This window comes from Rhodococcus ruber NBRC 15591, from assembly GCF_001894945.1.
In the GTDB taxonomy this organism is placed as follows: Bacteria; Actinomycetota; Actinomycetes; order Mycobacteriales; family Mycobacteriaceae; genus Rhodococcus; species Rhodococcus ruber.
On sequence record NZ_BCXE01000043.1, the window covers coordinates 1 to 23,132 of the forward strand.

The 23,132-nt window shown below is 70.9% G+C and carries 21 protein-coding genes; 1 reads left to right on the forward strand and 20 read right to left on the reverse strand.

Annotated features, from left to right (window positions below; genetic code table 11):
* Positions 1-244: 244 nt before the first annotated feature.
* The 19 genes from tyrS to infC all read right to left on the reverse strand — a co-directional run bounded on the left by tyrS (position 245) and on the right by infC (position 20,557).
* Complete coding sequence (tyrS, locus tag RR3_RS23575; RefSeq protein ID WP_064066712.1) at positions 245-1,522, reverse strand: tyrosine--tRNA ligase; 1,278 nt, start codon at positions 1,520-1,522, stop codon at positions 245-247.
* A gap of 7 nt (positions 1,523-1,529) precedes the next feature.
* Positions 1,530-2,147 (reverse strand): DNA-3-methyladenine glycosylase, encoded by a 618-nt coding sequence (locus RR3_RS23580; protein ID WP_064066713.1) that lies wholly within the window; start codon positions 2,145-2,147, stop codon positions 1,530-1,532.
* Between the two features lie 2 nt (positions 2,148-2,149).
* Positions 2,150-2,383, reverse strand: coding sequence for a Trm112 family protein (locus tag RR3_RS23585; protein WP_010595386.1), 234 nt, complete (start codon positions 2,381-2,383; stop codon positions 2,150-2,152).
* 43 nt (positions 2,384-2,426) lie between these two features.
* Positions 2,427-5,390, reverse strand: a complete 2,964-nt coding sequence (locus tag RR3_RS23590; RefSeq protein WP_010595385.1) for an AMP-binding protein — start codon at positions 5,388-5,390, stop codon at positions 2,427-2,429.
* A 127-nt stretch (positions 5,391-5,517) separates the two neighbouring features.
* Entirely contained in the window at positions 5,518-6,939 is a 1,422-nt protein-coding gene (gene argH / locus RR3_RS23595) for an argininosuccinate lyase (RefSeq protein ID WP_010595384.1), read from the reverse strand.
* A gap of 2 nt (positions 6,940-6,941) precedes the next feature.
* A complete protein-coding gene (locus tag RR3_RS23600; RefSeq protein WP_010595383.1) occupies positions 6,942-8,141 on the reverse strand; it encodes an argininosuccinate synthase in 1,200 nt (399 codons plus the stop codon).
* Between the two features lie 59 nt (positions 8,142-8,200).
* Positions 8,201-8,746, reverse strand: coding sequence for an arginine repressor (locus RR3_RS23605; RefSeq protein ID WP_172603638.1), 546 nt, complete (start codon positions 8,744-8,746; stop codon positions 8,201-8,203).
* Positions 8,719-9,648, reverse strand: coding sequence for an ornithine carbamoyltransferase (argF, locus tag RR3_RS23610; RefSeq protein ID WP_064066714.1), 930 nt, complete (start codon positions 9,646-9,648; stop codon positions 8,719-8,721). Before argF ends, RR3_RS23605 begins: the two co-directional genes overlap by 28 nt.
* A 4-nt stretch (positions 9,649-9,652) precedes the next feature.
* The gene (locus tag RR3_RS23615; protein ID WP_064066715.1) at positions 9,653-10,840 is read right to left on the reverse strand and encodes an acetylornithine transaminase; all 1,188 of its coding nucleotides are present in this window, start codon (positions 10,838-10,840) and stop codon (positions 9,653-9,655) included.
* Entirely contained in the window at positions 10,837-11,781 is a 945-nt protein-coding gene (gene argB, locus RR3_RS23620) for an acetylglutamate kinase (protein WP_064066716.1), read from the reverse strand. Before argB ends, RR3_RS23615 begins: the two co-directional genes overlap by 4 nt.
* The gene (gene argJ / locus RR3_RS23625; RefSeq protein WP_017681573.1) at positions 11,778-13,034 is read right to left on the reverse strand and encodes a bifunctional glutamate N-acetyltransferase/amino-acid acetyltransferase ArgJ; all 1,257 of its coding nucleotides are present in this window, start codon (positions 13,032-13,034) and stop codon (positions 11,778-11,780) included. Before argJ ends, argB begins: the two co-directional genes overlap by 4 nt.
* Positions 13,031-14,104: an N-acetyl-gamma-glutamyl-phosphate reductase gene (gene argC / locus RR3_RS23630; protein WP_017681574.1), complete on the reverse strand. Its 1,074-nt coding sequence runs from the start codon at positions 14,102-14,104 to the stop codon at positions 13,031-13,033. The genes argJ and argC overlap by 4 nt, the downstream gene beginning before the upstream one ends.
* A gap of 61 nt (positions 14,105-14,165) precedes the next feature.
* Positions 14,166-14,552, reverse strand: a complete 387-nt coding sequence (locus RR3_RS23635; RefSeq protein WP_010595375.1) for a PspA/IM30 family protein — start codon at positions 14,550-14,552, stop codon at positions 14,166-14,168.
* Between the two features lie 28 nt (positions 14,553-14,580).
* Positions 14,581-17,067: a phenylalanine--tRNA ligase subunit beta gene (gene pheT / locus RR3_RS23640; RefSeq protein WP_010595374.1), complete on the reverse strand. Its 2,487-nt coding sequence runs from the start codon at positions 17,065-17,067 to the stop codon at positions 14,581-14,583.
* Positions 17,068-17,121: 54 nt separating this feature from the next.
* Positions 17,122-18,192, reverse strand: coding sequence for a phenylalanine--tRNA ligase subunit alpha (gene pheS, locus RR3_RS23645; protein ID WP_010595373.1), 1,071 nt, complete (start codon positions 18,190-18,192; stop codon positions 17,122-17,124).
* Positions 18,193-18,300: 108 nt separating this feature from the next.
* Entirely contained in the window at positions 18,301-19,113 is an 813-nt protein-coding gene (locus tag RR3_RS23650; protein ID WP_010595372.1) for a TrmH family RNA methyltransferase, read from the reverse strand.
* Between the two features lie 49 nt (positions 19,114-19,162).
* Complete coding sequence (gene rplT, locus RR3_RS23655) at positions 19,163-19,549, reverse strand: 50S ribosomal protein L20 (RefSeq protein ID WP_003937964.1); 387 nt, start codon at positions 19,547-19,549, stop codon at positions 19,163-19,165.
* A gap of 64 nt (positions 19,550-19,613) precedes the next feature.
* Positions 19,614-19,808 carry a 50S ribosomal protein L35 gene (rpmI, locus tag RR3_RS23660; RefSeq protein WP_010595371.1) on the reverse strand — a complete coding sequence of 65 codons (195 nt, stop codon included), beginning with the start codon at positions 19,806-19,808 and terminating at the stop codon, positions 19,614-19,616.
* A gap of 89 nt (positions 19,809-19,897) precedes the next feature.
* A complete protein-coding gene (gene infC, locus RR3_RS23665; protein ID WP_017681575.1) occupies positions 19,898-20,557 on the reverse strand; it encodes a translation initiation factor IF-3 in 660 nt (219 codons plus the stop codon).
* A 357-nt stretch (positions 20,558-20,914) separates the two neighbouring features.
* On the opposite strand from infC, the gene RR3_RS23670 reads away from it, so the two are divergent.
* Positions 20,915-21,268, forward strand: a complete 354-nt coding sequence (locus tag RR3_RS23670) for a DUF1844 domain-containing protein (RefSeq protein WP_003937961.1) — start codon at positions 20,915-20,917, stop codon at positions 21,266-21,268.
* A gap of 12 nt (positions 21,269-21,280) precedes the next feature.
* On the opposite strand, the gene RR3_RS23675 is transcribed toward RR3_RS23670, so the two are convergent.
* Positions 21,281-23,092, reverse strand: coding sequence for a pyruvate kinase (locus RR3_RS23675; protein ID WP_064066717.1), 1,812 nt, complete (start codon positions 23,090-23,092; stop codon positions 21,281-21,283).
* Positions 23,093-23,132: the final 40 nt, after the last annotated feature.

Below are 23,132 nucleotides of genomic sequence, written 5' to 3' on the forward strand. Positions count from 1 at the left end.
GTCGCTTCGCGCTTTCGCGTTCGGCTCCGGGGCAACCGTTCTATCCTAACACTCCGAGTTCACCTACGCAATCAGCGTCTGCGATCATCGTGTCGGTCGTTCGGTCGGTCAGGACACAACCAACTTCCGTACCTCTCGGTCCGGGTCGGTGTCCGTGTCGCTCGAACGACGACAAAGTTACGCCACCGCTAACAGGCCGTCAAACCCGCAGGTCAGCGGCCCGTCAGCGGTGAGGTCACTCTCGTCAGCCGCGCTCGACGCGGACGCCGGCGAAGTTGCGCTTGCCTCGCCGCAGCACGAGCCAGCGACCGTGCAGAAGATCCGCACTCGACGGGACCCAGTCCTCGGACGAGATGCGCTGGTTGTTCACGGAGGCGCCCCCTTCCTTGATCGTGCGCCGGGCCGCGCCCTTGCTCTCGCACAGACCTGTTGCGACGAGCAGGTCGACGATCGTGTCGGGTTGCCCGTCGCGCACCTCGGCGACGGAAGCCTCTGCCAGGGCGGCGGAAAGGGTCGCCTCGTCCAGCTCCGAAAGCTCGCCTCGCCCGAACAACGCCCGACTCGCCAGTTCGACCGCGCGAGTGTTCGCCTCTCCGTGAACGAGAGTCGTCATCTCGGCCGCGAGCCGGCGCTGCGCTTCACGGGCGTGCGGCCGCTCGGCCGTCGCCGTCTCGAGTTCGGCGAGCTCCTCCTGATCCAGGAAGGTGAACCACCGCAGGTACTTCACGACGTCGGCATCCGCGGCGTTGACGAAGTACTGGTACCAGGCATAGGGGGTGGTCATCTGCGGATCGAGCCACAGGCTTCCGCCGCCGGTGGACTTTCCGAATTTCTTTCCGTCGGCGGAGGTGACGAGCGGGACCGTGAGCGCATGCACTGCCGCGGCGTCCGTCCGCCGGTTGAGCTCGACGCCCGCGATGATGTTGCCCCACTGGTCCGATCCACCCACCTGCAGGGTGCACCCGTGCTGACGACGCAACTGCACGTAGTCGTTGGCCTGGAGCAGCATGTAGCTGAATTCGGTGTACGAGATGCCGTCGCCCTCGAGCCGGCGTCTGACGGTGTCGCGCGCGAGCATGACGTTGACGGAGAAGTGCTTGCCGACATCGCGGAGGAAGTCGACGACGCTGAGGGAGGAGGTCCAGTCGGCGTTGTTCACGACGATCGCGCTGGTCGGGGAATCGTCGAAGTCGACGAACCGCTCGAGCTGCCCACGGATGCGTTCGGCCCACTCGGCGACCGTGTCCGCCGAGTTCATGGTCCGCTCCCCCACCTCGCGCGGGTCGCCGATCATGCCGGTGGCGCCGCCGGCCAGCACGATCGGCCGGTGGCCCGCCCGCTGAAAGCGCTTGAGTGCGAGCAACGGCACGAGGTGACCCGCGTGCAGACTGGGGCCGGTCGGGTCGAATCCGGCATAGAGCGTGACCGGGCCCGCGTCGAGGTCGCGGCGGAGTGTGTCGAGGTCGGTCGATTGGGCGATCAGCCCGCGCCAGGTCAGTTCGTCGAGGATGTGCTCAGTCACTGCTCGATCATCCCATCCGGCGCGGAGCGGCCGGCGCGCGCGGGCTGCGCCGGTAGGCCGACACGCCCACCGCCCCCGGAATCCACAGCCGCCACGGCCGCTCGGCCGCGACGCTGATACCCACGCGGGGTCCCGCCGCGACCCGCTCGGCGTCCCCCAGGGTGAGCCTCACCGAGGCGCCTTCGTCGAGCACGTCGATCCCGTTGTCCGCGAGCGTCAGCCCCAGAGCCTCGGCCAGGTTGCCGGGTCCGCGGGCGAGGTTCGACGCCGGAGTCCCGGCCGTTCGCCGGGCACGGACGGTCTCCTCCCCCGCAACGACTTCCGCGCCTCGCAGCAGCACGGCGGCAGCCACTCCGTCGGCTCCGACCGAGATGTTGGCGCAGTGGTGCAGCCCGTAGCTGCGGTAGACGTAGAGATGGCCGGCGGGGCCGAACATCACCGCGTTCCGAGGCGTACGTCCCCGGTAGGAATGCGCCGCCGGATCGGGCCAGGGACCGTCCTCGGGGCCCCCGTATGCCTCCACCTCCGTGATCCGCAGCACCACCTCGCCCGCACACAGCGTGGCACCGAGGATCGTGTGGGCCGCCTTCAGCGGATCGACCGGGGTGAGCCGCTCGAACGCCACGGTCAGTCCGTCACCGGGTCCTCGGTCCAACCGGCCACCCCGCGCGCGACATAGTCCTCGTGTTCGGCGTCGGTCACGTCTCGGGCCTCGTCGACGAGGAGGACGGGGATGCCGTTCTCGATCGGATACGCCCGGCGCAACCGCGGGTTGTAGAGGACCGAATCGTCGACGAGGAGCAGCGGCCCCTTGTCCTGCGGGCAGGCCAGGATGCTCAGCAGCGTGGGATCGACAGCCACGGTTGTCCTCTCGACGGTGGTGTGGGGGCCGGACGGGCCCACGCTACCGTGCGCCCGGCGCCGGACCAGCGCCGACGCCGGCAAATCTCACTGCAACCGCTTTGGTGAACCGCTTGTAGGTGCCGGTATCGGGATCGGCGAACCACGACCGCACCGTCGGCTTCGGCAGGCCTCGTGCCGGCAGATCGCCGGACACGGGCCGGAATGTGGGCCCGAGGTCGATGTGCGGGACGACATGGACGAGATCGGGTCGTTCCGAGGCGGGGACTGCGTCGAGTGCCGCGGTGATCTCCGCGGCGCTCGGCGCGCGGTTCTCGCGGAGGGTGCAGGCGGCCACGGCGATTTCGGTGCCGGCGGTGCGCACACCGTAGACGACGCAGAGATCGACCTTCGGGATACTGCCGAGCGCGTCCGCCACCGGCTGCCCGTATACCGGCCCGTGCGGGGTACGGATGACACTGTGCTTGCTGTCGAGCAGCCAGTAGTCACCGTCCTGGTCTCGACGGAAGAGGTTCTCGGTGGGCACCCATACGTCACCGACTTCGAACACACCTCGCATGACACCGGGCAGTGCTTCGGTGGAGGCACTGGGCCGCCCGAGCAGGAGTCCGACCTCGCCGTCCGCGCTTTCGCGGACGAAGCCCCGCGGATCCTCCACCAGGCGCCCGGTCGTGGGATCCCATGCGGCAAGGCGAGCCTCGGCGCTGCCGGGCAGGGGCCGTCCCTTGCACCCGATCTTGGCACCCGAGACGTTGGCCAGGACGACCTCGCCGTCGGTGGAGGCATAGAACTCGAGCACCTGTGCGGGAGCAAAACGTTCGAGGGTCCGCCGCCACAGTCCGGTGGTCATGCCCGAGCCGATGAAGAGGCGGACGGGATGGATCTCGTCGATGTGCAGCGCGGGGCTGTCGAGGATGTCCCTCATCATTGCCCAGGTGTAGGTGACGACGGTGACGCCGTAACGGTGAACTTCCTCGCTGAAGCGTGCGGGATCGAGACCGTGGGACAGGGCTATCCGGCAGCCTCCCGCGAGTGCGCCGCCGAAGCTGACCAGCAGACCGGACGAATGATAAAGCGGGGCAAGGCAATAGACCGTGTCGCCACGGCCGAGCGCGGCGGCGGTGGCGGTCCCGAAGGCGGAGAGCGCCCATCGGTGGTTGGAGATCTGCCGCATCTCCAGGGTGTCACCACTCCCGGTGAACAGGAGAAAGGCAAGTTCCCGCGCGACACCGGGATCGGGGGCATACCAGCCGGGGAGTTCGATCGTGGTGATGTCGAGGTGCTCGAGATCGACGACGTCTGCACCGGGCGGGATGTCGAGTTCGCGAATGCTGCCCCCGCCGAGGACCAGGGCCGGGATCCCCGTGGCGAGTGCCCGATCGAGGTTCTCGGGGTCGGTGATGATCTTCTGGACACCACCCGATCGGATCGCCTCGTCGAGGTCGGGGCCGGGTGGGAGCAGGACCGACACCGCTCCGATCCGGGAGACGGCCGTGACCGCGGCCATCGCGCTGGGGCGGGTGTCCATCAGGATGCCGACGTGGGCGGCGGGACGCACACCGGAGTGCACCAGTCCGCGCACCACGTTGTCGATCCGGCGATTGACTTCGGCGAAGGTGTAGACGCGGTCTTCGTAGATGAAGCACTCGCGGTGCGGTCCCTTGCGGCACTGCTCGGTGAGGACACCGGCAAGGGAGATGCGGGTACGGGGCTGGATCTGTCCGAGCCGGGCCAGTCGCGGCAGGGCGCGGGCCGCTTCCCCCGACAGTTCCCGCGCGCCGCGCACTGTCTCGGAGGCCAGGTCGGCGATGCCCTTGCCGACCTCTACGCCGACCTCCGCGATGGTGGCGACGGTGTGGGTGAGCCGGGTCGCGACGGACACCCCGGTTTCCCCTTCCGCGTGGAGTTCGGGGATCGCCATCCGGCCGACGCCGACCGGTCGGTCGCCGTGCCCTTCGCGCCACTGCACCCATTCGCCGACGGCGGGCCAGGTCTGCCGGGCCGCGGTGCCACCCACGACGAGTCCGAAATGCCCTGCGCGTAGCGAATATTCGAAAACCTGGGCCCGGGGGGCGGCCTTGCGGATGCCGCGCACCGCAAGGGGTTGGCCGATGTCGTCCACCTCGCCGACGAACGCGAGGATCGGACAGGTTATCTCGGCCAGGCTCACAGCACGGTCGTTGATGACGAATCCGCCACTGACCATGCGGTTGTGCACGATGAACTGGCGGAGCAGTTCGGCCACCGCGGGACCGGACCAGGCCACCCACCCCTCGGTGTCGAGGAAGCGACGCTGGGGTTCGCGCGGCAGGAGGGCTTCCCGGTCGTGCAGTTGCATGAGGAACTCGATGCGCGACCGCACCGTCTTGACAGGATCGAGGAACTGGAAACCGGTCTTGGCCATCCAACCGGTGATGGCGAGACGGTTGAAGACGTGGTCGGCGAGGAAGTCGGCAGCCCGGACCGCGACGCCCTCCGGGATTCCGAACGGCAACGCGGCCAGGGTGTCCACCGGGCTGCCGAAGGTGATCAGGCTCGCGACGTGCCGACTGCGGCGGTAGGCCGCGGCCTGATAGCAGAACATCCCGCCCTGCGAGTAGCCGGCGAGGTGGATGTCACGACCGGTGTAGTCGTGCACGTGATCGACGATCTCGTCGAGGGCGATGATGTGATCGGTGAGGGTGCGGTCCCACCCGCCTTCCTCCCGGTCCGGGGAACCGAAGTCGACCACCCAGGGGTCGAGGCCCATCGAGTGCAGGATGCCGACCGCTCCCGTCTCACGGGTGACGTCGTACACGTCCGCCGACATCATCATCGGGGGAACCATCACCACCGGAGCACCGGTCTCGGCGGCGTCGGATTCCGGATAGTAGTGCCGCAGCCTGTACATGCCGGTCCGCTCGACGACCTGGAACGGGGACGGGGTCGCCCCCGTTTCCAAGCCGCCGTGACGGATCACCTCGAGGCCGTTCTGCGCGGTCGCCACCACACGTCGCAGGGGCCCCATCACCGATCCACCGCCCAGTGCCACGAACCTCTTCCCATCCGCCGAGTTCTGCGTGTGTCGACCCTGTCAGGAATGACAGCCTGCCACATTACGTCGACCCGATGGCCCCGTTCACCGTGCAGGCCGGTCAGCCGCGCACCCAGTCCCGCAGCGCGCGGGCGGCGGCACGGACACCGTCGAGCTGTTCACCGACCCGCACGCCCGCGGTGCCGCCGCGGGCGTTGCGCGAGGCGATCGAGCCCTCCACGGTGAGGACCTCACGTACCTGCGGGGTCAGTGCGGCATCGACGGCGGCCAGTTCGTCGTCGGTCAGTTCCTCGAGTCCGACTCCGCGCGCCTCCGCCGCCCGCACGCAGGCGCCGGCCGCTTCGTGCGCGATCCGGAACGGCACTCCCTGGCGCACCATCCACTCGGCGATGTCGGTGGCGAGGGTGAACCCGGCGGGTGCCAGCTCGGCCATGCGATCGGTGTGGAAGGTCAGGGTGGACACGAGACCGGTGATCGCCGGCAGGAGGAGCTCGAGCTGCGCGACCGAGTCGAACACCGGCTCCTTGTCCTCCTGCAGGTCCCGGTTGTACGCCAGCGGCTGGGCCTTGAGCGTGGCGAGCAGGCCGGTGAGATTGCCGATGAGGCGGCCGGCCTTGCCCCGGGTCAGTTCGGAGACGTCCGGGTTCTTCTTCTGCGGCATGATCGACGAGCCGGTTGACCACTCGTCGGCGAGGGTGATGTAGCCGAACTCCGGCGTGCTCCACAGGATGACCTCTTCCGCCATGCGGGAGAGGTCGACCGCGATCATTGCGAACACGAACGCGGCCTCGGCGGCGAAATCCCGCGAGGAGGTGGCGTCGATCGAGTTCTCGGCAGCGGAGTCGAAGTTCAGCTCGGCCGCGATCGCGTCGGGGTCCAAGCCGAGGGAGGAGCCCGCCAGCGCCCCGGAGCCGTACGGGGAGACCGCGGCACGCGCATCGAAGTCCCGCAGCCGCTGTACGTCGCGCAGCAGCGGATGGGCGTGGGCGAGCAGGTGGTGCGCGAGCAGTACCGGCTGTGCCGCCTGCAGGTGGGTCTTGCCCGGCATCACGGCCGTGGGATGGGCGGCGGCCTGGTCGGCGAGGGCGTCGACGACGGCGAGGACCCCGTCGGCGATGCGTCGCGCCGCGTCGCGCAGCCACATCCGGAACAGCGTGGCGACCTGGTCGTTGCGGGAGCGGCCGGCGCGCAGCCGGCCTCCGACCTCGGGTCCGACCCGCTCGATGAGCCCACGTTCGAGAGCGCCGTGGACGTCCTCGTCGGACTCGGCGGGGGTGAACGCACCGGAGGCGACGTCGGTGGCGAGCCTGTCGAGACCGTCGAGCATGGCAGTCAGGTCGGCATCGCTGAGCAGTCCGGCCTTGTGCAGCACCCGTGCGTGTGCCTTGGAAGCTCGGACGTCGTAGGGGGCGAGTGCCCAGTCGAAGTGGGTGGATTTGCTCAGCGCCGCCATGGCGGCGGCCGGTCCGGATGCGAACCGGCCGCCCCACAGGGCGCCTTCGTTGGTGCCGTGAGCGGTCATCGCTACAGGCCCAGATCCCGCTTCGCGGCGACCTTGGAGGACAGGCCGTGGATCTGGACGAAGCCCTTGGCGTTGGACTGGTCGAAGGTATCGCCCTCGTCGTAGGTGGCGAGGTTGAAGTCGTACAGCGATTCGGCGCTGCGGCGACCGTTGACGGCGATATGGCCGCCGTGCAGGACGAGCCGGATGTCGCCGGAGACGTGCTCCTGGGTGTTCTGGACGAACGAGTCGAGCGCGTACTTCAGCGGCGAGAACCAGAGGCCGTCGTAGACCAGCTCACTCCAGCGCTCCTCCACGCGACGCTTGTACCGTCCCAGTTCGCGTTCGAGCGTGACGTGTTCGAGTTCCTGGTGGGCGTGGATGAGGGTGAGCGCGCCGGGGGCTTCGTAGATTTCGCGGCTCTTGATGCCGACGAGCCGGTCCTCGACCATGTCGAGACGGCCGACGCCCTGGGCGCCGGCGCGGCGGTTCAGTTCCTGGATGGCCTCGAGCACGGTGACCGACCGGCCGTCGATCGCGGTGGGCACACCCTTGTCGAAGGTGATGATCAGCTCGTCGGGGGCCTGCCAGTTGAGGCTGGGGTCCTCGGTGTAGTCGTAGACGTCCTTGGTGGGGGCGTTCCACAGGTCCTCGAGGAAGCCGGTCTCGACGGCCCGGCCCCACACGTTCTGGTCGATCGAGAACGGGGACTTCTTGGTGACGTTGATCGGCAGGTTGTGCTCGCCGGCGAAGGCGATGGCCTTCTCACGGGTCCACGCGTAGTCGCGGACGGGTGCGATGACCTCGAGATCGGGGGCGAGGGCGCCGAATCCGACCTCGAACCGGACCTGGTCGTTGCCCTTGCCGGTGCACCCGTGCGAGACGACGGTGCCGCCGTGCTCGCGGGCCGCCTCGACGATGTGCTTGACGATCAGCGGGCGGCTGATCGCGGAGACCAGCGGGTAACGGTCCATGTAGAGGGCATTGGCCTGCACGGTCGGCAGGCAGTACTCCTCCGCGAACTCGTCCTTGGCGTCGACGACGACGGATTCGACCGCGCCGCAGTCGAGGGCGCGCTGGCGCACGACCTCCATGTCCTCGCCGCCCTGGCCGAGATCGATGGCGACGGCGACGACCTCCTTGCCGGTCTCCTTGCCGATCCAGCTGATGGCGACGGAGGTGTCCAGCCCGCCCGAGTAGGCGAGTACGACGCGATCGGCCATTGTGTTTGTGCTCCTTCTTGATTGAACGTGCGTCTATCGGTGCTCGGTGCGCGATCGGATCAGGCCAGGGATTCGATCTTCGCGGCGAGGTCGGCTCCGGTGAGGGGCTCACGCGCGATCACCGCGATGGTGTCGTCGCCGGCGATGGTGCCGACCACTTCGGGTAATGATGCCCGATCGAGTGCGCTGGCCAGATAGTGCGCTGCTCCTGGTGGGGTGCGGAGCACCGCGATGTTGCCGCTCGAGTCGGTGGAGACCAGCAGTTCGCCGAGGAGGCGGGAGAGTCGGTCGGTGCCTCCGGACACGCCTCGGACGGGGCTCCCGTCCTCGGGGACGACGTACACCCCGGGGCCGCCGTCGGCGCCGCGGAGTTTGACCGCACCGAGCTCCTCGAGGTCGCGGGAGAGGGTGGCGTTGGAGACCTCGATGCCTTCGGCGGCGAGCAGCGCGGCGAGTTCCGGTTGGCTGCGGATCGCACGGGTGGCGACGAGCGCGGTGATCCGGGCCTGCCGGGCCGCGCGGGTCGGGGCCGCGGCGGCGCCGGCGCCGCTCGACGGTTCGGCCACGCTGCTCACGGCTACCGTTCGCGCTGCTCGAGCAGCCATACGAGCAACGCCTTCTGGGCGTGGAGGCGATTTTCGGCCTCGTCCCACACCACCGACTGCGGTCCGTCGAGGACCTCGTCGGTGACCTCGTCACCGCGGTGGGCCGGCAGGCAGTGCAGCACGACGGCCTTCGGGTCGGCGAGCGCGAGCAGCTCGGCGTTGACCTGGTACGGACGGAAGGGACCGACGCGGTCGAGTCCGTCGTTCTCCTGGCCCATGGAGGTCCAGGTGTCGGTGACGAGGGCGTCGGCACCGGTGGCGGCGGTGCGCGCGTCCTCGGTGAGGGTGATCTGCGCGCCGGTGTCGGCGGCGCGGGCGCGGGCCGCTGCCACGACGGCGGGATCCGGAGCGAAACCGGCGGGGGCGGCGATCGTGACGTCGATGCCGGCGGTGACGCCGCCGAGCATGAGCGAGTGCGCCATGTTGTTGGCGCCGTCACCGAAGTAGGTCAGTTTCAGTCCCTGCAGCTCCCCCTTGTGCTCGCGCAGGGTGAGCAGGTCCGCGAGGACCTGGCAGGGGTGGTACTCGTCGGACAGGGCATTGACGAGGGGCACGGTGGCGCCTTCGGCCATCGCCTGGAGCCGGTCCTGGCCGAAGGTGCGCCAGACGACGGCGTCGACGTAGCGGGACAGGACGCGGCCGGTGTCCTGCAGGGTTTCTTCCCGTCCGAGCTGGGTGGTGCGGCCGTCGACGACGACGGCGTGGCCGCCGAGCTGGGCGATTCCCATCTCGAAGGAGAAGCGGGTACGGGTCGAGTTCTTCTCGAAGATGACGCCGACGCCGCGCGGTCCCTCGAGCGGGCGGGCCGAGAACGGCGCCTTCTTCAGGGCCGCGGCGAGGTCGAGAACCTCGCGCTGTTGTGCGGGCGTGAGGTCGTCGTCCTTCAGGAAGTGCTTCACCATGGGTCTAGTTTCCTTCCTGCCGGGCGGCGTCGAGCACGCAGGGCAGTGTCGCGACGAATCCGTCGGCCTGTTCCTGGGTGAGGATCAGCGGTGGGGCGAGGCGGATGACGTCGGGGGCGGCGGCGTTGACGAGATAGCCGGCGTCCCGGGCTGCCGCTTCGACGGCGGGGGCCCGGGTGTCGGTGAGGACGATGCCGAGCAGCAGGCCGGCGCCGCGGACGTGGTCGACGAGGGGGTGGCCGAGTGCCTCGATGCCGGTGGCGATGGACTTGCCGACGGCGTCGACGTGGGCGAGCAGGTCCTGTTCGTCGATGGTGCGCAGGACGGCGAGCGCGGCGGCGGCGCACACCGGGTTGCCGCCGAAGGTGGTGCCGTGCTTGCCGGGCTGGAAGAACTCGGCGGCCGGACCGGTGGCGAGGACGGCACCGATGGGCAGGCCACCGCCGAGACCCTTGGCGAGGGTCATGACATCGGGCACGATTCCGGCGGTCTGGTGGGCGAAGAACGTCCCGGTGCGGGCGATGCCGGTCTGCACCTCGTCGAGAACGAGCAGTGCCCCACGTTCTGCGGTGATCCGGCGGGCCTGGACGAGGTAGCCCTCGGGGGGCACGACCACGCCGGATTCGCCCATGATCGGTTCGAGGAACACGGCGGCGGTGTTCTCGTCGACGGCGGCGTCGAGGGCCTCGGCGTCGCCGTAGGGGACGAATTCGACGCCGGGGGGCATGGGTTCGAACGGGGCGCGCTTGTCCGGCTGGCCTGTGAGGGCCAGGGCCCCCATGGTGCGGCCGTGGAAGGCCTTCTCCGCGGCGATGATCTTGGGGCGTCCGGTGAGCCGGGCGAGCTTGAACGCGGCTTCGTTGGCTTCGGTGCCGGAGTTGCAGAAGAACGCCCGGCCGGGGTGCCCGAAGTGCGCGAGGAGGCGTTCGGCGAGTTCGACGACGGGTCCGCTGGCGTAGAGGTTGGACACGTGACCGAGCGTGTCGAGTTGCGCGGTGACGGCGTCGCGGATGGCGGGATGGCGGTGGCCGAGGGCGTTGACGGCGATGCCGCCGAGCAGGTCGAGGTACTGCTTGCCGTCGGCGTCGGTGACGACGGCACCGTCGCCGGCGACGAGGGCGACCTTGGGGACGCCGTAGTTGTTCATCAGCGACCCGGCCCAGCGCTGCTGGAGTTCGGAGGTGCCGGTCATGGGGTGCCTTCCTGGGTGGGCGCGGTCGCCCGGCGGTGGGTGGGAGTGACCATCGTGCCGATGCCTTCCTCGGTGAGGAGTTCGAGCAGCACCGAGTGCGGCTGGCGGCCATCGATGACGTGGGCGGTGGGCACGCCACCGCGGACGGCTCGCAGGCAGGCTTCCATCTTGGGGACCATGCCGGCGTCGAGGGACGGCAGCAGCTCGGCCAGGGCGTCGGCGTCGATGCTGGTGGCGAGGGAACTGCGGTCGGGCCAGTCGGTGTAGAGGCCCTCGACGTCGGTGAGGACGACGAGTTTCTCCGCGCCGAGCGCCTCGGCGAGCGCGGCGGCGGCGGTGTCGGCATTGATGTTGTGGACCACGCCGTCGGCGTCGGGGGCGATGGTGGAGACGACGGGGATGCGACCGGCCGCGACGAGGTCGTGGACGGCGGCGGGGTCCACGGAGGTGACGTCGCCGACGAGACCGATGTCGGTGTCCTCGCCGTCGACGACGACCGTGCGGCGGGTGGCGGTGAACAGGTGGGCGTCCTCGCCGGAGATCCCGACGGCGTACGGGCCGTGGGCGTTGATCAGGCCGACGAGTTCGCGGCCGACCTGGCCGAACAGCACCATGCGGACGACGTCCATCACCTCGGGGGTGGTGACGCGGAAACCACCGCGGAACTCCCCTGCCATGCCCAGTCGCTTCAGCATGGCGTTGATCTGCGGTCCGCCGCCGTGGACGACGACGGGATGGACGCCGACGGTGCGCAGGAATGCCATGTCGGCGGCGAAGGCGCGCTTGAGCCGGTTGTCGATCATGGCGTTGCCGCCGTACTTGACCACGACGGTCTTGTCCCGGAATTTCTGCAGCCACGGCAGCGCCTCGGCGAGGACGTACGCCTTCTGGTGGGCGGTGAGCTGCGCGATGGGATCGGTGGTCGTCTCGGTTCCGGTCATGACGAGTAGGCCGAGTTCTCTTCGACGTATCCGTGGGAGAGGTCGGTGGTGCGGATGGTCACCTCGGCGTCACCGACGCCGAGGTCGATGTCGAGGGCGATGTCGGGGCCGGACAGGTCGACCTCTCGGGCGCCGGGAGCGCCCACGCCGTCGAGGCACACCGGGGATCCGTTGAACGTGACGGAGATGCGATCGGGGTCGAGCGCGATGGGCGCGATGCCGATGGCGGCGAGCACACGCCCCCAGTTGGGGTCGGAACCGAACAGGGCGGTCTTGACGAGGTTGTCGCGTGCGACGGTCCGGGCGCCCACGAGGGCGTCCTGCTCGGTGGCGGCGCCGCGGACGGTGACGGTGACCCGTTTGGTGACGCCCTCGGCGTCGGCCATCATCTGCCCGGCGAGGTCGTCGCACACGGCGAGGACGGCGGCGTCGAGCTGCTCCTGGCTGGGGGCGATGCCGCTGGCTCCGGACGCGAGCAGCAGCACGGTGTCGTTGGTGGAGGTCGACCCGTCGACGTCGAGACGGTCGAACGTGAGCCGGGTGGCGGCGCGCAGGGCACGGTCGAGCTGCTCGGCGGTGGCCACCGCGTCGGTGGTGAGCACGCACAGCATCGTGGCCAGGGCGGGGGCGAGCATGCCTGCGCCCTTGGCCATGCCGCCGACGTTCCACTTGTCGGCGTGGTGCAGGGCGGCCTGTTTGGGCACGGTGTCGGTGGTCATGATGGCGTAGGCGGCATCGGTGCCGCCGGAGATCCCGCCGGCGAGTTCGTGGACGATCTCCGCGACACCGGCGAGCACCTTGTCCATCGGCAGTCGGTCGCCGATGAGGCCGGTCGAACACACCGCGACTTCGCCGGCACCGGTCTCGGTGCCCCAGTTGCTGAGCGTTTCGGCCACCTTCTCCGCGGTGGCGTGGGTGTCCTGGAAGCCGCCCGGTCCGGTGCAGGCGTTGGCGCCGCCGGAATTGAGGATCACGGCGCGCAGCGCGCCGGACGTCAGGACCTGCTGCGACCACAGCACGGGCGCGGCCTTGATCTTGTTGGTGGTGAAGACGCCGGCTGCGGTCAGCTCCGGGCCCTCGTTGAAGACCAGCGCGAGGTCCGGGTTGCCGGAGGCCTTGATGCCGGCGGGGATACCGGCGGCGCGGAACCCGGCCGGCGACGTGACGCCCTGGGTGCGGATCAGGCGGCCGCCGGCGATCTCGACCGCGTCGGCGTAGACGTGCTCGTCGGTGGACTGTCTGTCGATGCTCACGGGGCGACTCCCACGGTGGACAGGCCGGCGGTCTCGGGCAGGCCGAGCGCCAGGTTCATGGACTGCACCGCCGCGCCGGCGGTGCCCTTGGTCAGGTTGTCGAGCGCGGCGACGACGACGAGGACGCCGGCGTCGGGGTCGACGGTGACGGCGAGCTGCACGGCGTTGGAGCCGAGTACCGCGCCGGTGCTGGGCAGCGTCCCTTCGGGCAGTACCTGCACGAACGGCTCGTCGGCGTAGGCCTTCTCGTACACGGCCCGGGCCTCGTCGGCGGTGGCGGTGGTGGGGGCGGTGCAGGTGGCGAGGATGCCCCGCGGCATCGGCGCCAGCACGGGGGTGAAGGAGACGGACACTGCGGCGTCGGTCAGGGTGGCGAGGTTCTGCTTGATCTCGGGGGTGTGCCGGTGTGCTCCGCCGACGGCGTAGGCCCGGACCGAGCCCATGACCTCGGAGCCGAGGAGGTCGGCTCGGAGGGACCTGCCGGCGCCGGAGGTACCGGATACGGCGACGACGTGGACTGTCGGCTCGACGATGCCGGCCGCGACGGCGGGGGCCAGGGCCAGGGTGGCCGAGGTGGGATAGCAGCCGGGGACCGCGATCCGGGTGGCGCCGATCAGGTGCTCGCGCTTGCCGGGTAGTTCTGGCATCCCGTACGGCCAGGTCCCCGCATGTTCCCCGCCGTACCAGCGCTCCCAGTCGGCGGACTCGGACAGGCGGAAGTCGGCGCCGCAGTCGATGACGACGGTGGTGTCGGGCAGCTGTTCGGCGATGACGGCGGAGTGGCCGTGCGGCAGGCCGAGGAACACGACGTCGTGGCCGCTCAGGGTCTCGGAGTCGGTGGCGTCGAGGACGCGGTCGGCAAGCGGGAGCAGGTGGGGATGGAATTCGCGGAGCCTCGCGCCGGCGTTGCCACCGGCGGTGAGTGCACCGACGACGAGCCGGCCGTCCTGGTAGGCGGGATGCCCGAGGAGCAGACGCAGGATCTCGCCCCCCGCGTACCCGCTCGCCCCTGCGACGGCGACCCGAATCGGTGACTGTGCGGTCGCCGTGAATTCCGGTGAGTTACCCATGCGATTGATTATGCACCATCATGCAACTTCATTCATACGGGTGGGTCGGACCGAGCCCGGTTCACCCCTCGGCCAGCGAGCGACGGATCTCGCGCAGCCTGTCGGCGGCGGCCTGTCGGCGCTCGTCGAACTGCTCCTCGAGCGTGCGTCCCGCTGCGCTCTCGCGGGCGAGTTCCTCTGCACCGGTCGCGGTGCCCGCGCGGCGCTCGATCTTCTCCCGCACCGCGTCGAACGTGGGTACCCCGGCCGAGGTGTAGCCGGGGTCCTTCCCCTCGGCGGGTGTCACGTCCGGCCCGACCGGGGACGGCGGAACATCCGGCACCGACGGCGAACCCGGTTCCGCCGGGGTCACATCCGGCACCGACGGCGAACCCGGTTCCGCCGGGGTCACGTCCGGCACGGGCGCGTCCGGGGCATCGGGGGCGGGTGAGGACGGATCGGTGGTCATGCTCCCAGGCTACGTCCGCGGCGGTGGCTCAGTGCCGCAGTTCGGCGCCGACCGCCGTGCCGGCCGCGGCCACAGCGGCGTCCCGGGCCGCGCTGGCCTCGTCCTCCGTGAGGGTGCGGTCTGCCGCGCGGAAGCGCAGAGCGAAGGCGAGCGACTTACGCCCCTCCCCCACCTGCGCCCCCTCGAACACGTCGAACAGGCGGATGTCTTCGAGCAGTTCGCCGCCGCCCGCGCGCAGCGCCTCCTCGACGTCGGCGGCCGGGATCTCCTCGGCCACGACGACGGCGACGTCCTGCAGCACAGCGGGGAACGGGGAGATCTTCGGCGCCGGCAGCGACTCCACCATCGGCAGCGCGTCGAGGTCGAGTTCGAAGGCGCACGTGCGGGCGGGCAGCCCGGCCCGCTCGAGCACTGCCGGATGCAACTCACCGGCGTGACCGACGACGACACCGTCGACCAGCAGTTCGGCGCAGCGGCCCGGATGCCACGGCAGGTACTGCGCGGCGCGGCGCTGCAGCCGGACACCCGCGGCGGCCGCGACGGTCTCGGCCGCGGCGAACGCGTCGGTCGCGTCCGCGGGCCGGCCCGGCCCCCACGGCCCGGCGGGTTCCCGCAGGCCGCACAGCACCGCCCCGACGTGGACGGGCTGCGCAGGCAGCGAGCCCTCGAGCAGCGCGATCTCCTCGTCCGTGGGGCGCCGGTCCACCGGCAGGGGCGGCACCGGCCGGGTGCCGGGGCCGGGCAGGACGACCTGCGCGATCGCATAGAGCGCCAGGTCGCGCTGACCTCGGGACACGTTGCGGGCGAGCACCTCGAGCAGGCCGGGCAGCAGCGTCGTCGCCAGCTCGGGACGATCGGCCTCGAGCGGGTTGAGGACCGTCGTGGTGGTGCGGCGGGGGTCGTCGGCGGCGAGACCCCACGTGTCGAACACGTGCGCCGGCAGGAAGACGGGGGCGAGCACCTCGACGTGACCGTCGGCGGCCAGGGCGCGGCCCACGGCGCGACGTCGTTTCTGGCTCGGGGTCAGTCCGCGGCCCGCCGGGGCGGCCGGGAGCACGGACGGGATCTGTTCGAGCCCCTCGAGCCGGAGCACCTCCTCCACGAGGTCGGCGGGCTGACGCAGGTCGGGACGCCAGGTCGGCGGGGTGACCACGAGCTGGCCGTGTCCGTCCGGGCCGACACCGACCTCGACGCCGCACCCGATCTGGGTGAGCCGGCGCGCGGCGGTGCCGGTCGGGTAGGCGACCCCGGCGGTGCGGTCGGGCAGGTCGATGTCCATGCGGATCGAGACCGGCTCGACGGGGACGGACAGGTCGGTCAGGACCGGCTCGACGCGGCCACCGGCGATCTCCACGAGCAGCGCCGCGGCCCGGTCCAGGGCCGGCAGCGCCACTTCGGGGTCGACGTTGCGCTCGAAGCGCTTGCCCGCCTCGCTCACCAGCTTGTGGCGCCGGGCGCTGCGGAACACGGCCAGCGGATCCCAGGTGGCGGCCTCGAGCAGGACCTCGGTGGTCGTGCCGCTCACCTCGGTCGCGGCGCCGCCCATGATGCCGGCGAGGGAGATCACCCCGGAGTCGTCGGTGATGACGACGTCCTCGGGATCGAGGGTGCGTTCGACGCCGTCGAGTGTCGTCAGCTTCTCCCCCGCCTTCGCACGCCGGACGACGAGCTCACCGCGGAGGGTGGCGGCGTCGAAGGCGTGCAGCGGCTGGCCGAGCTCGAGCAGCACGTAGTTGGTGACGTCGACCGCCGGGGAGATCGGGCGGATGCCGGACAGCAGCAGCCGCCGTTGCAGCCACCACGGGGACACGGCATGGGGGTCGATGCCGGTGACCTTGCGGGCAGCGAAGCGGGTGGCGCCGGTTTCGCGTTCGAGCCGGATGGGGTACGCCGGGCCGTCGGCGGGGTGGGGTGCGACGTGCGCGGGATCGGCGAACTCGAGGTCGAAGCCGCACGCGAGTTCGCGGGTCAGGCCGCGCAACGAGAAGCAGTAGCCGCGGTCGGGCGTGATGTTCAGCTCGATGACGGTGTCGCCGAGGCCGAGGAGGTCGTTGGCGTCGGTGCCCGGCTCGGCGGTGCCCTCCTCGAGCACGAGGATGCCCGAGTGGTCCTTGCCGACCCCGAGCTCGGCGACGGAGCAGATCATCCCGTCGGAGACCTGGCCGTAGGTCTTACGGGAGGCGATGGCGAAGCCGCCGGGCAGCACCGCGCCGGGCAGTGCGACGACCACCAGGTCACCCTCGGCGAAGTTGCGGGCGCCGCACACGATGCCGCGCGGGGCGTCCTCGCCGACGTCGACCTGGCAGAATCGGATGGGCTTCTTGAATTCGGTGAGCTCGGTGATCTCGAGGACGCGGCCGACGACGAGGGGGCCGTCGATGCGCGCGAGGGTGTCGACCTCCTCCACCTCGAGTCCGACCCGGACGAATCCCGCGTCGAGTTCCTCGGCAGTGACGTCCCACTCGGGGGTGGCGCGCTGCAGGATCTCGGTCAGCCAGGACTGCGCTACTCGCACTTTTCGCTCAGCTCTTTCGGTCGGTTCGGTAGTCGGATCTCGGGTCGGGCGGTGTCAGCCCTGCACCCCGAAGGGGAGGGTGAAGCGGATGTCGCCCTCGACGATGTCGCGCATGTCGGAGATGCCGTTGCGGAACTGCAGGGTGCGCTCGAGGCCCATGCCGAACGCGAAGCCGGTGTACTCGTCCGGGTCGATGCCGCTCGCGCGCAGCACGTTGGGGTTGACCATGCCGCAGCCGCCCCATTCGACCCAGCCGGCGCCGCCCTTCTTCTTGGGGAACCACACGTCCACCTCGGCGGACGGCTCGGTGAACGGGAAGTAGTTCGGGCGCATCCGGGTGCGGGTCTCGGGTCCGAACAGGGCGCGGGCGAACGCGTCGAGGGTGCCGCGCAGGTGGGCCATGGTCAGGCCCTTGTCCACGGCGAGGCCTTCGATCTGGGAGAACACCGGGGTGTGCGTGGCGTCGAGCTCGTCGGTGCGGAAGGTGCGGCCGGGGCACACCACGTAGATGGGGATGTCCCGGTGCAGCATGGTGCGCACCTGCACCGGCGAGGTGTGGGTGCGCAGCACCTGCCGTGAGCCCTCCGGCGCGATGTGGAAGGTGTCCTGCATCGTGCGGGCGGGATGGTCGGGCAGGAAGTTCAGCGCGTCGAAGTTGAAGTGCTCGGTTTCGACCTCGGGGCCCTCGGCGATCTCCCAGCCCATGCCGACGAACACGTCCGCGATCTGGTCGGAGATGATCGTGATGGGATGCCGCGCACCGGCGGGGCGGCGGCCGGCGGGGAGGGTGACGTCGATGGCCTCGGCGACGAGGACCGCGGCGTCGCGCTCGGCGAGGAGCACGGCGCGGCGCTCGTCGTACGCCGCGGTGACAGCGCCGCGAGCGGCGTTGACCCGCTTGCCGGCGTCGGCGCGCTGGTTGCCGGGCAGGCTACCCAGGGCGCGTTTGGCGAGGGAGACGGGAGCCTTGTCGCCGAGGTGGTCGATCCTGGCCTGCGCGAGTGCGTCGAGGTCGGTGGCGGCGGCGAACGCCTTCAGTGCGGCCTGGGTGGACGCGGCGAGCGACTCCTCGCTCAGGGCGCTCGGATCGACTGCCGGCGGGGTGCCGCCCTCATTCTTGGCCACGACCGGTGCATCTCCTTCTTCGGGCGAACAGTGGGTGTGGTGCCACGTTCGGCGTCGAGCGGATCGCGCCAGCGCAGCACCCGAATCCTAGGTGATGGCCGGGTCCCGTCAGGGCACGGCCCTGTCGGCGCGATGCTGCACGCGCGCGCTCGCGTACAGGCAGATCGAGGCCGCGGTGGCAAGGTTCAACGATTCGGCGCGGCCGCGGATGGGAATGCGCACCCGATGGTCCGCCCGTGCCGCGACCGCCGGGTCGAGACCGTGCGCTTCGTTGCCGAACAGCCAGGCGGTGGGGGCGGCGAGCAGCTCGTCGGCGTCGTCGAGATCGACCTCGCCGTCGGCGGCGGTGGCGAGCACCTGCAGTCCGGCGGCGGCGAGTGCGTCGAGAACCGTACCGGTGTCGCGTTCCCGGGCGAGCGGGAGATGGAACACGCTGCCCGCGGAGGCCCGGACGCATTTGCCGTTGTGGGGATCGACGCTGTCGCCGGCGAGGACCACCGCGTCGGCGCCGACCGCGTCGGCCACGCGGATGACGGTGCCGGCGTTGCCGGGCTCGGCGATCCCGACGGGCACGGCGAGCAGCCGGGGCGACGGTGTCAGGGCCCGCGCGAGCGGCACGTCGAGCAGATCGCACACGGCGACGATGCCCGGCGGGGTGACGGTGTCCGAGAGCCGGGTGGCGGCCCGCTCGGTGACGGTGCAGACCCGCACGCCCCGGCGGTGGGCGGCGTCGAGCAGACCGTGGTAGCGGGCGGCGGCGGCCTCGGTGACGAACACCTCGTGCACGACGGCCGTGGCGAGGGCCTCGCCGACGGAGTTCTCGCCCTCGGCGAGGAAGCGGCCGGCCTTGCGGCGGTCGGCGGTGCGCAGCAGTTTGACAGCAGAAACGACCCGCGGGGTGCGCTCGGTGAGCGGGTCCACGGGTCGTTCCTGTGCCGGTGTGTCGTTCAGCGTCGTCTCGGCGCTGCGCTCAGGCGGCGTCGGCCGGCGCGTTGACGTCGGCGGGCAGCGCGGCCTTGGCCACGGCGACCAGGCCGGCGAACGCCTCGGCGTCGGAGACGGCGAGCTCGGCGAGGATCTTGCGGTCCACCTCGACGCCCGCGGCCTTCAGGCCCTGGATGAAGCGGTTGTAGGTGATGTCGTTGGCGCGGGCAGCGGCGTTGATGCGGCTGATCCACAGCTTGCGGAAGTCACCCTTGCGCGCGCGACGGTCGCGGTAGGCGTAGGTCAGCGAGTGGAGCTGCTGCTCCTTGGCCTTGCGGTACAGACGCGAGCGCTGCCCGCGGTAGCCCTTGGAAGCCTCGAGGATCGAACGGCGCTTCTTCTGGGCGTTGACGGCCCTCTTCACGCGTGCCACTGATATGTCCTGTCAATCTCGGGGGGCAGTCGATCGCCCCCGGGGGTCGGTCGGGGAAGGAAGCTCAGATGCCGAGCATGCGCTTGACGCGCGGGACGTCGACGTCGGCGACGGTGGCCTTGCCATCGAGGCGACGCGTCACCCGGGAGGACTTGTGCTCGAGCAGGTGGCGGCGGCCGGCCTTCTGGCGCAGGATCTTTCCGCTGCCGGACACCTTGAATCGCTTCGCGGTGCCGCTGTGGGTCTTCGACTTGGGCATGGAGTCCTCAGTTCGTCGGGGATTTACTCGTGTTCGTCCGGCACGCGCGCAGCGGCCGGCCGGGCGGTGGGCCCGGTCGACCGGCGGAGCTACGCGGTGCCGTCGCCTGCCGCAGGCTTGTCCGCGGCAGGAGCCGGCCTGGCGACGGAGGCCTGAGCGGTCTCCTGCGCCTTGGCGCGGGTCTTGGCGCCCTTGTGCGGCGCCAGGACCATGGTCATGTTCCGACCGTCCTGCTTGGGGGCGGTCTCGATGAAGCCGAGATCGGCGACGTCGGCGCCGAGGCGCTGCAGCAGCCGGAACCCGAGTTCGGGGCGGGACTGCTCGCGGCCACGGAACATGATCGTCACCTTGACCTTCGACCCGGCCTCGAGGAAACGCACCACGTTGCGCTTCTTGGTCTCGTAGTCGTGGTCGTCGATCTTCGGTCGGAGCTTCTGCTCCTTGATGACGGTCAGCTGCTGGTTCTTGCGCGACTCGCGCGCCTTCTGGGCAGCCTCGTACTTGAACTTGCCGTAGTCCATGATCTTGCAGACCGGTGGACGGGCGTCAGGGGCCACCTCGACCAGATCGAGATCGGCTTCGTATGCCAGGCGGAGTGCATCTTCAACACGCACGATTCCGACCTGTTCCCCGCCGGGTCCGACGAGCCGGACCTCGGGAACTCGGATGCGTTCGTTGATGCGGGTCTCAGCGCTGATGGGGCCTCCTAGGTAGAGCGGTGCGGTCCGGGTGACCGCGCCGCAGCACATGGGGCCGACTTCCGACGAAAAACCCCGCCGACGGTGCTCGCGCACCGGGCGGGGTCCGAATACCGACCGGCCCGACGGACCGCACGACTCGACGGTCGTGCGTTCTCGTCCCCCGATCACTCGGGGCGCACACTCCCCGGACATCCCGGAGGGCGGCGGACCGGACCACTGAGCGGAGATCATGACCAGGTCATGGGTCGCGCAGAGGTGGGAGTCGGACTCCACTTTGCTGCCCACGCGCAGTGCGCGCGGACGGTCGTGTCCCACAGCCTAGCAAACTTCGGCCCCGCGATCGAATCGCCGGCTGCGGCCCGACCCGCTCTCGCGGCAGCGTGCGGCGGGTGGGATCGTGAAGTCATGACCGACACCCCCGATCCCACCGTGGCCGACGACGTCCGGCACCTGGGCGAGATCCCGGCCGTCGAGGTGATCAGCCGCGCCGCCGTGATGCTCATGAGTTCCGCCGCCGAGAAGCTCGGCCTGGCCGACGAGGATCCCGAGGCCGGCACCCACCGCGACCTGGACGAGGCGCGCCGCGTGATCACCGCCCTGGCCGGGCTGGTCACCGCGTCAGTGGAGTACCTGGGCCCGCACGCCGGGCCGCTGCGCGAGGGATTGCAGGCGCTGCAGCGGGCCTTCCGGGAGGCGTCGGCCTACCCGGACGAGCCGGGCAAGGGTCCCGGCGAGAAGTACACCGGCCCGGTCTTCTGACCCGGGCCGGTCTCACCGCAGCGGCACGCCCGGCTCCTCCCAGGCCCGCAGGCGCCGCAGCAGCGAGTCCTTCTTGCGCTGATGGTCGGCCATCCGACACAGCACGTCGTCGAGGAACCGCACCGCGTGGTCGACGTACGGGCCCTTGTTGAGCATCACGCATTCGGCGCGGCCCGACGCCGCGGCGTCGGTGATCTCCGCGCGCGAGGGACGGCCGGTGCGCGCGAGGGTGTCGAGGACCTGCGTCGCCCAGATCACCGGGACGTGCGCCGCCTCGCACACCCACAGGATCTCCTCCTGCACCTCGGCCAGCCGGCCGTACCCGGCCTCGACGGCGAGGTCGCCGCGCGCGATCATCACCCCGACCCGGGGTGAGTGCAGGGCCGCGAACAAGATGGCCGGGAGGTTCTCGAAGCCCGCCACCGTCTCCACCTTGAGGATCACCCCGAGGCGGGCACCGCCGAGTTCGGCGAGCCGGTCCTGCAGGCGCGCGACGTCGGCGGCGCTGCGGACGAAGGACAGGCTGACCGCGTCCGCGTGCGTGACCACGAACGGCAACCGGTCCAGGTCCTCGTCGGTGAGCGCCGGCAGCCGCAACTCGGTGTCGGGCAGGTTGATGCCCTTGGCCGTGCCCAGCCGGGAGCCGCGCAGGTCCGCGTCGGTGATGCGGATCCGCAGCCGTTCCGGGCCGACCTCCTCGACGATCCCCCCGATCCGGCCGTCGTCGAAGAAGATCCGGTGCCCGATCCGGGTGTCGTCGAACACCCGGGGCAGGGTGCAGCCGATCCGGGGCGGATGGGCGTCCGGGTCGGCCGGGGTGAGGTCCGGGTCCAGGATCAGCTCGTCGCCGACGTGCAGGGTGAGTTTGCGTTCGCGTGGCGGGAGCGCCGCGACGGCGGTGGCGTCGCCGCGCGCGGTCAGCCGGGTGCCGGGTACGAGGTAGGCGGTGTCGGTCAGTTCGGTGCGTACGTCCCCGGCGGCGGTGCCGGTGACGACCAGGGTGCGTTTGGAACCGCGGGTGTCGCGGAAAGTGATGCGGTCGCCGGGTCGGCGCCGGGCCAGCCACAGCTCGTCGGCGACGGGGACGACCACCTCGCCGGGGGCGGCCGCGGAGCCGGGGCGGGTGAGCCGCACCTGGACGGGCGCGACGGTGCGGCCGAGCGCGTCGCGTTCGGGTTTGGCGTGCACCACCGCGGGACCGGGGGCGACGGGGCCGGTGCGCAGCTTCGGGCCGGCGAGGTCCATGGTGACGGTGACGTGCCGGCCGTGGGCGCGTTCGGCGCGGCGCACGTGCTCGATCATGGCGGCCCACGCGTCGGGTTCGTCGTGGGCGCAGTTGATCCGGACGAGTTCGGCACCGGCCCCGACGATCCGGTCGACGAGGTCGGCGTCGGTGGCCGCTTCGCTCGGCAGCGTCACCATGATGCGGGTCCGGCGGCCACCGCGGACGGGGCCGAGCAGGGCGGCGGCGTTGCGTTCGAGCAGGCGTTCGCCGGTGACGAAGTCGACCGGGCCGGGGCGGGTGTCGACCTCGGGCAGGTCCGCGAGGCCGGCCACGGCGCGGCGCACCGCGTCGACGGAGGCCAGGACGTGGGCTTCGGCGCGTCCCAGCGACGACAGTCCCCACGCGGCGAGTTCGGATTGCAGCTCGCGGATGTCGCGGCGCCGCAGCGCGACGTAGTGCGCCAGGTTCTCCGCGCCGGCCCGGTGAGCGGGGTGCGCCTGCGCCCAGCGCTCGTCGGCGCCGGCCGCGGTGACGAGGCCGTCCCGCAGCTCGTCGAGCGCGGCGGCGAGGGCCGCGAGGTCGCCGTGCGCACCGGTCATGCGCCCACCGTAGGGGCGCGGAGTTTCGCGGGGTTTGCGC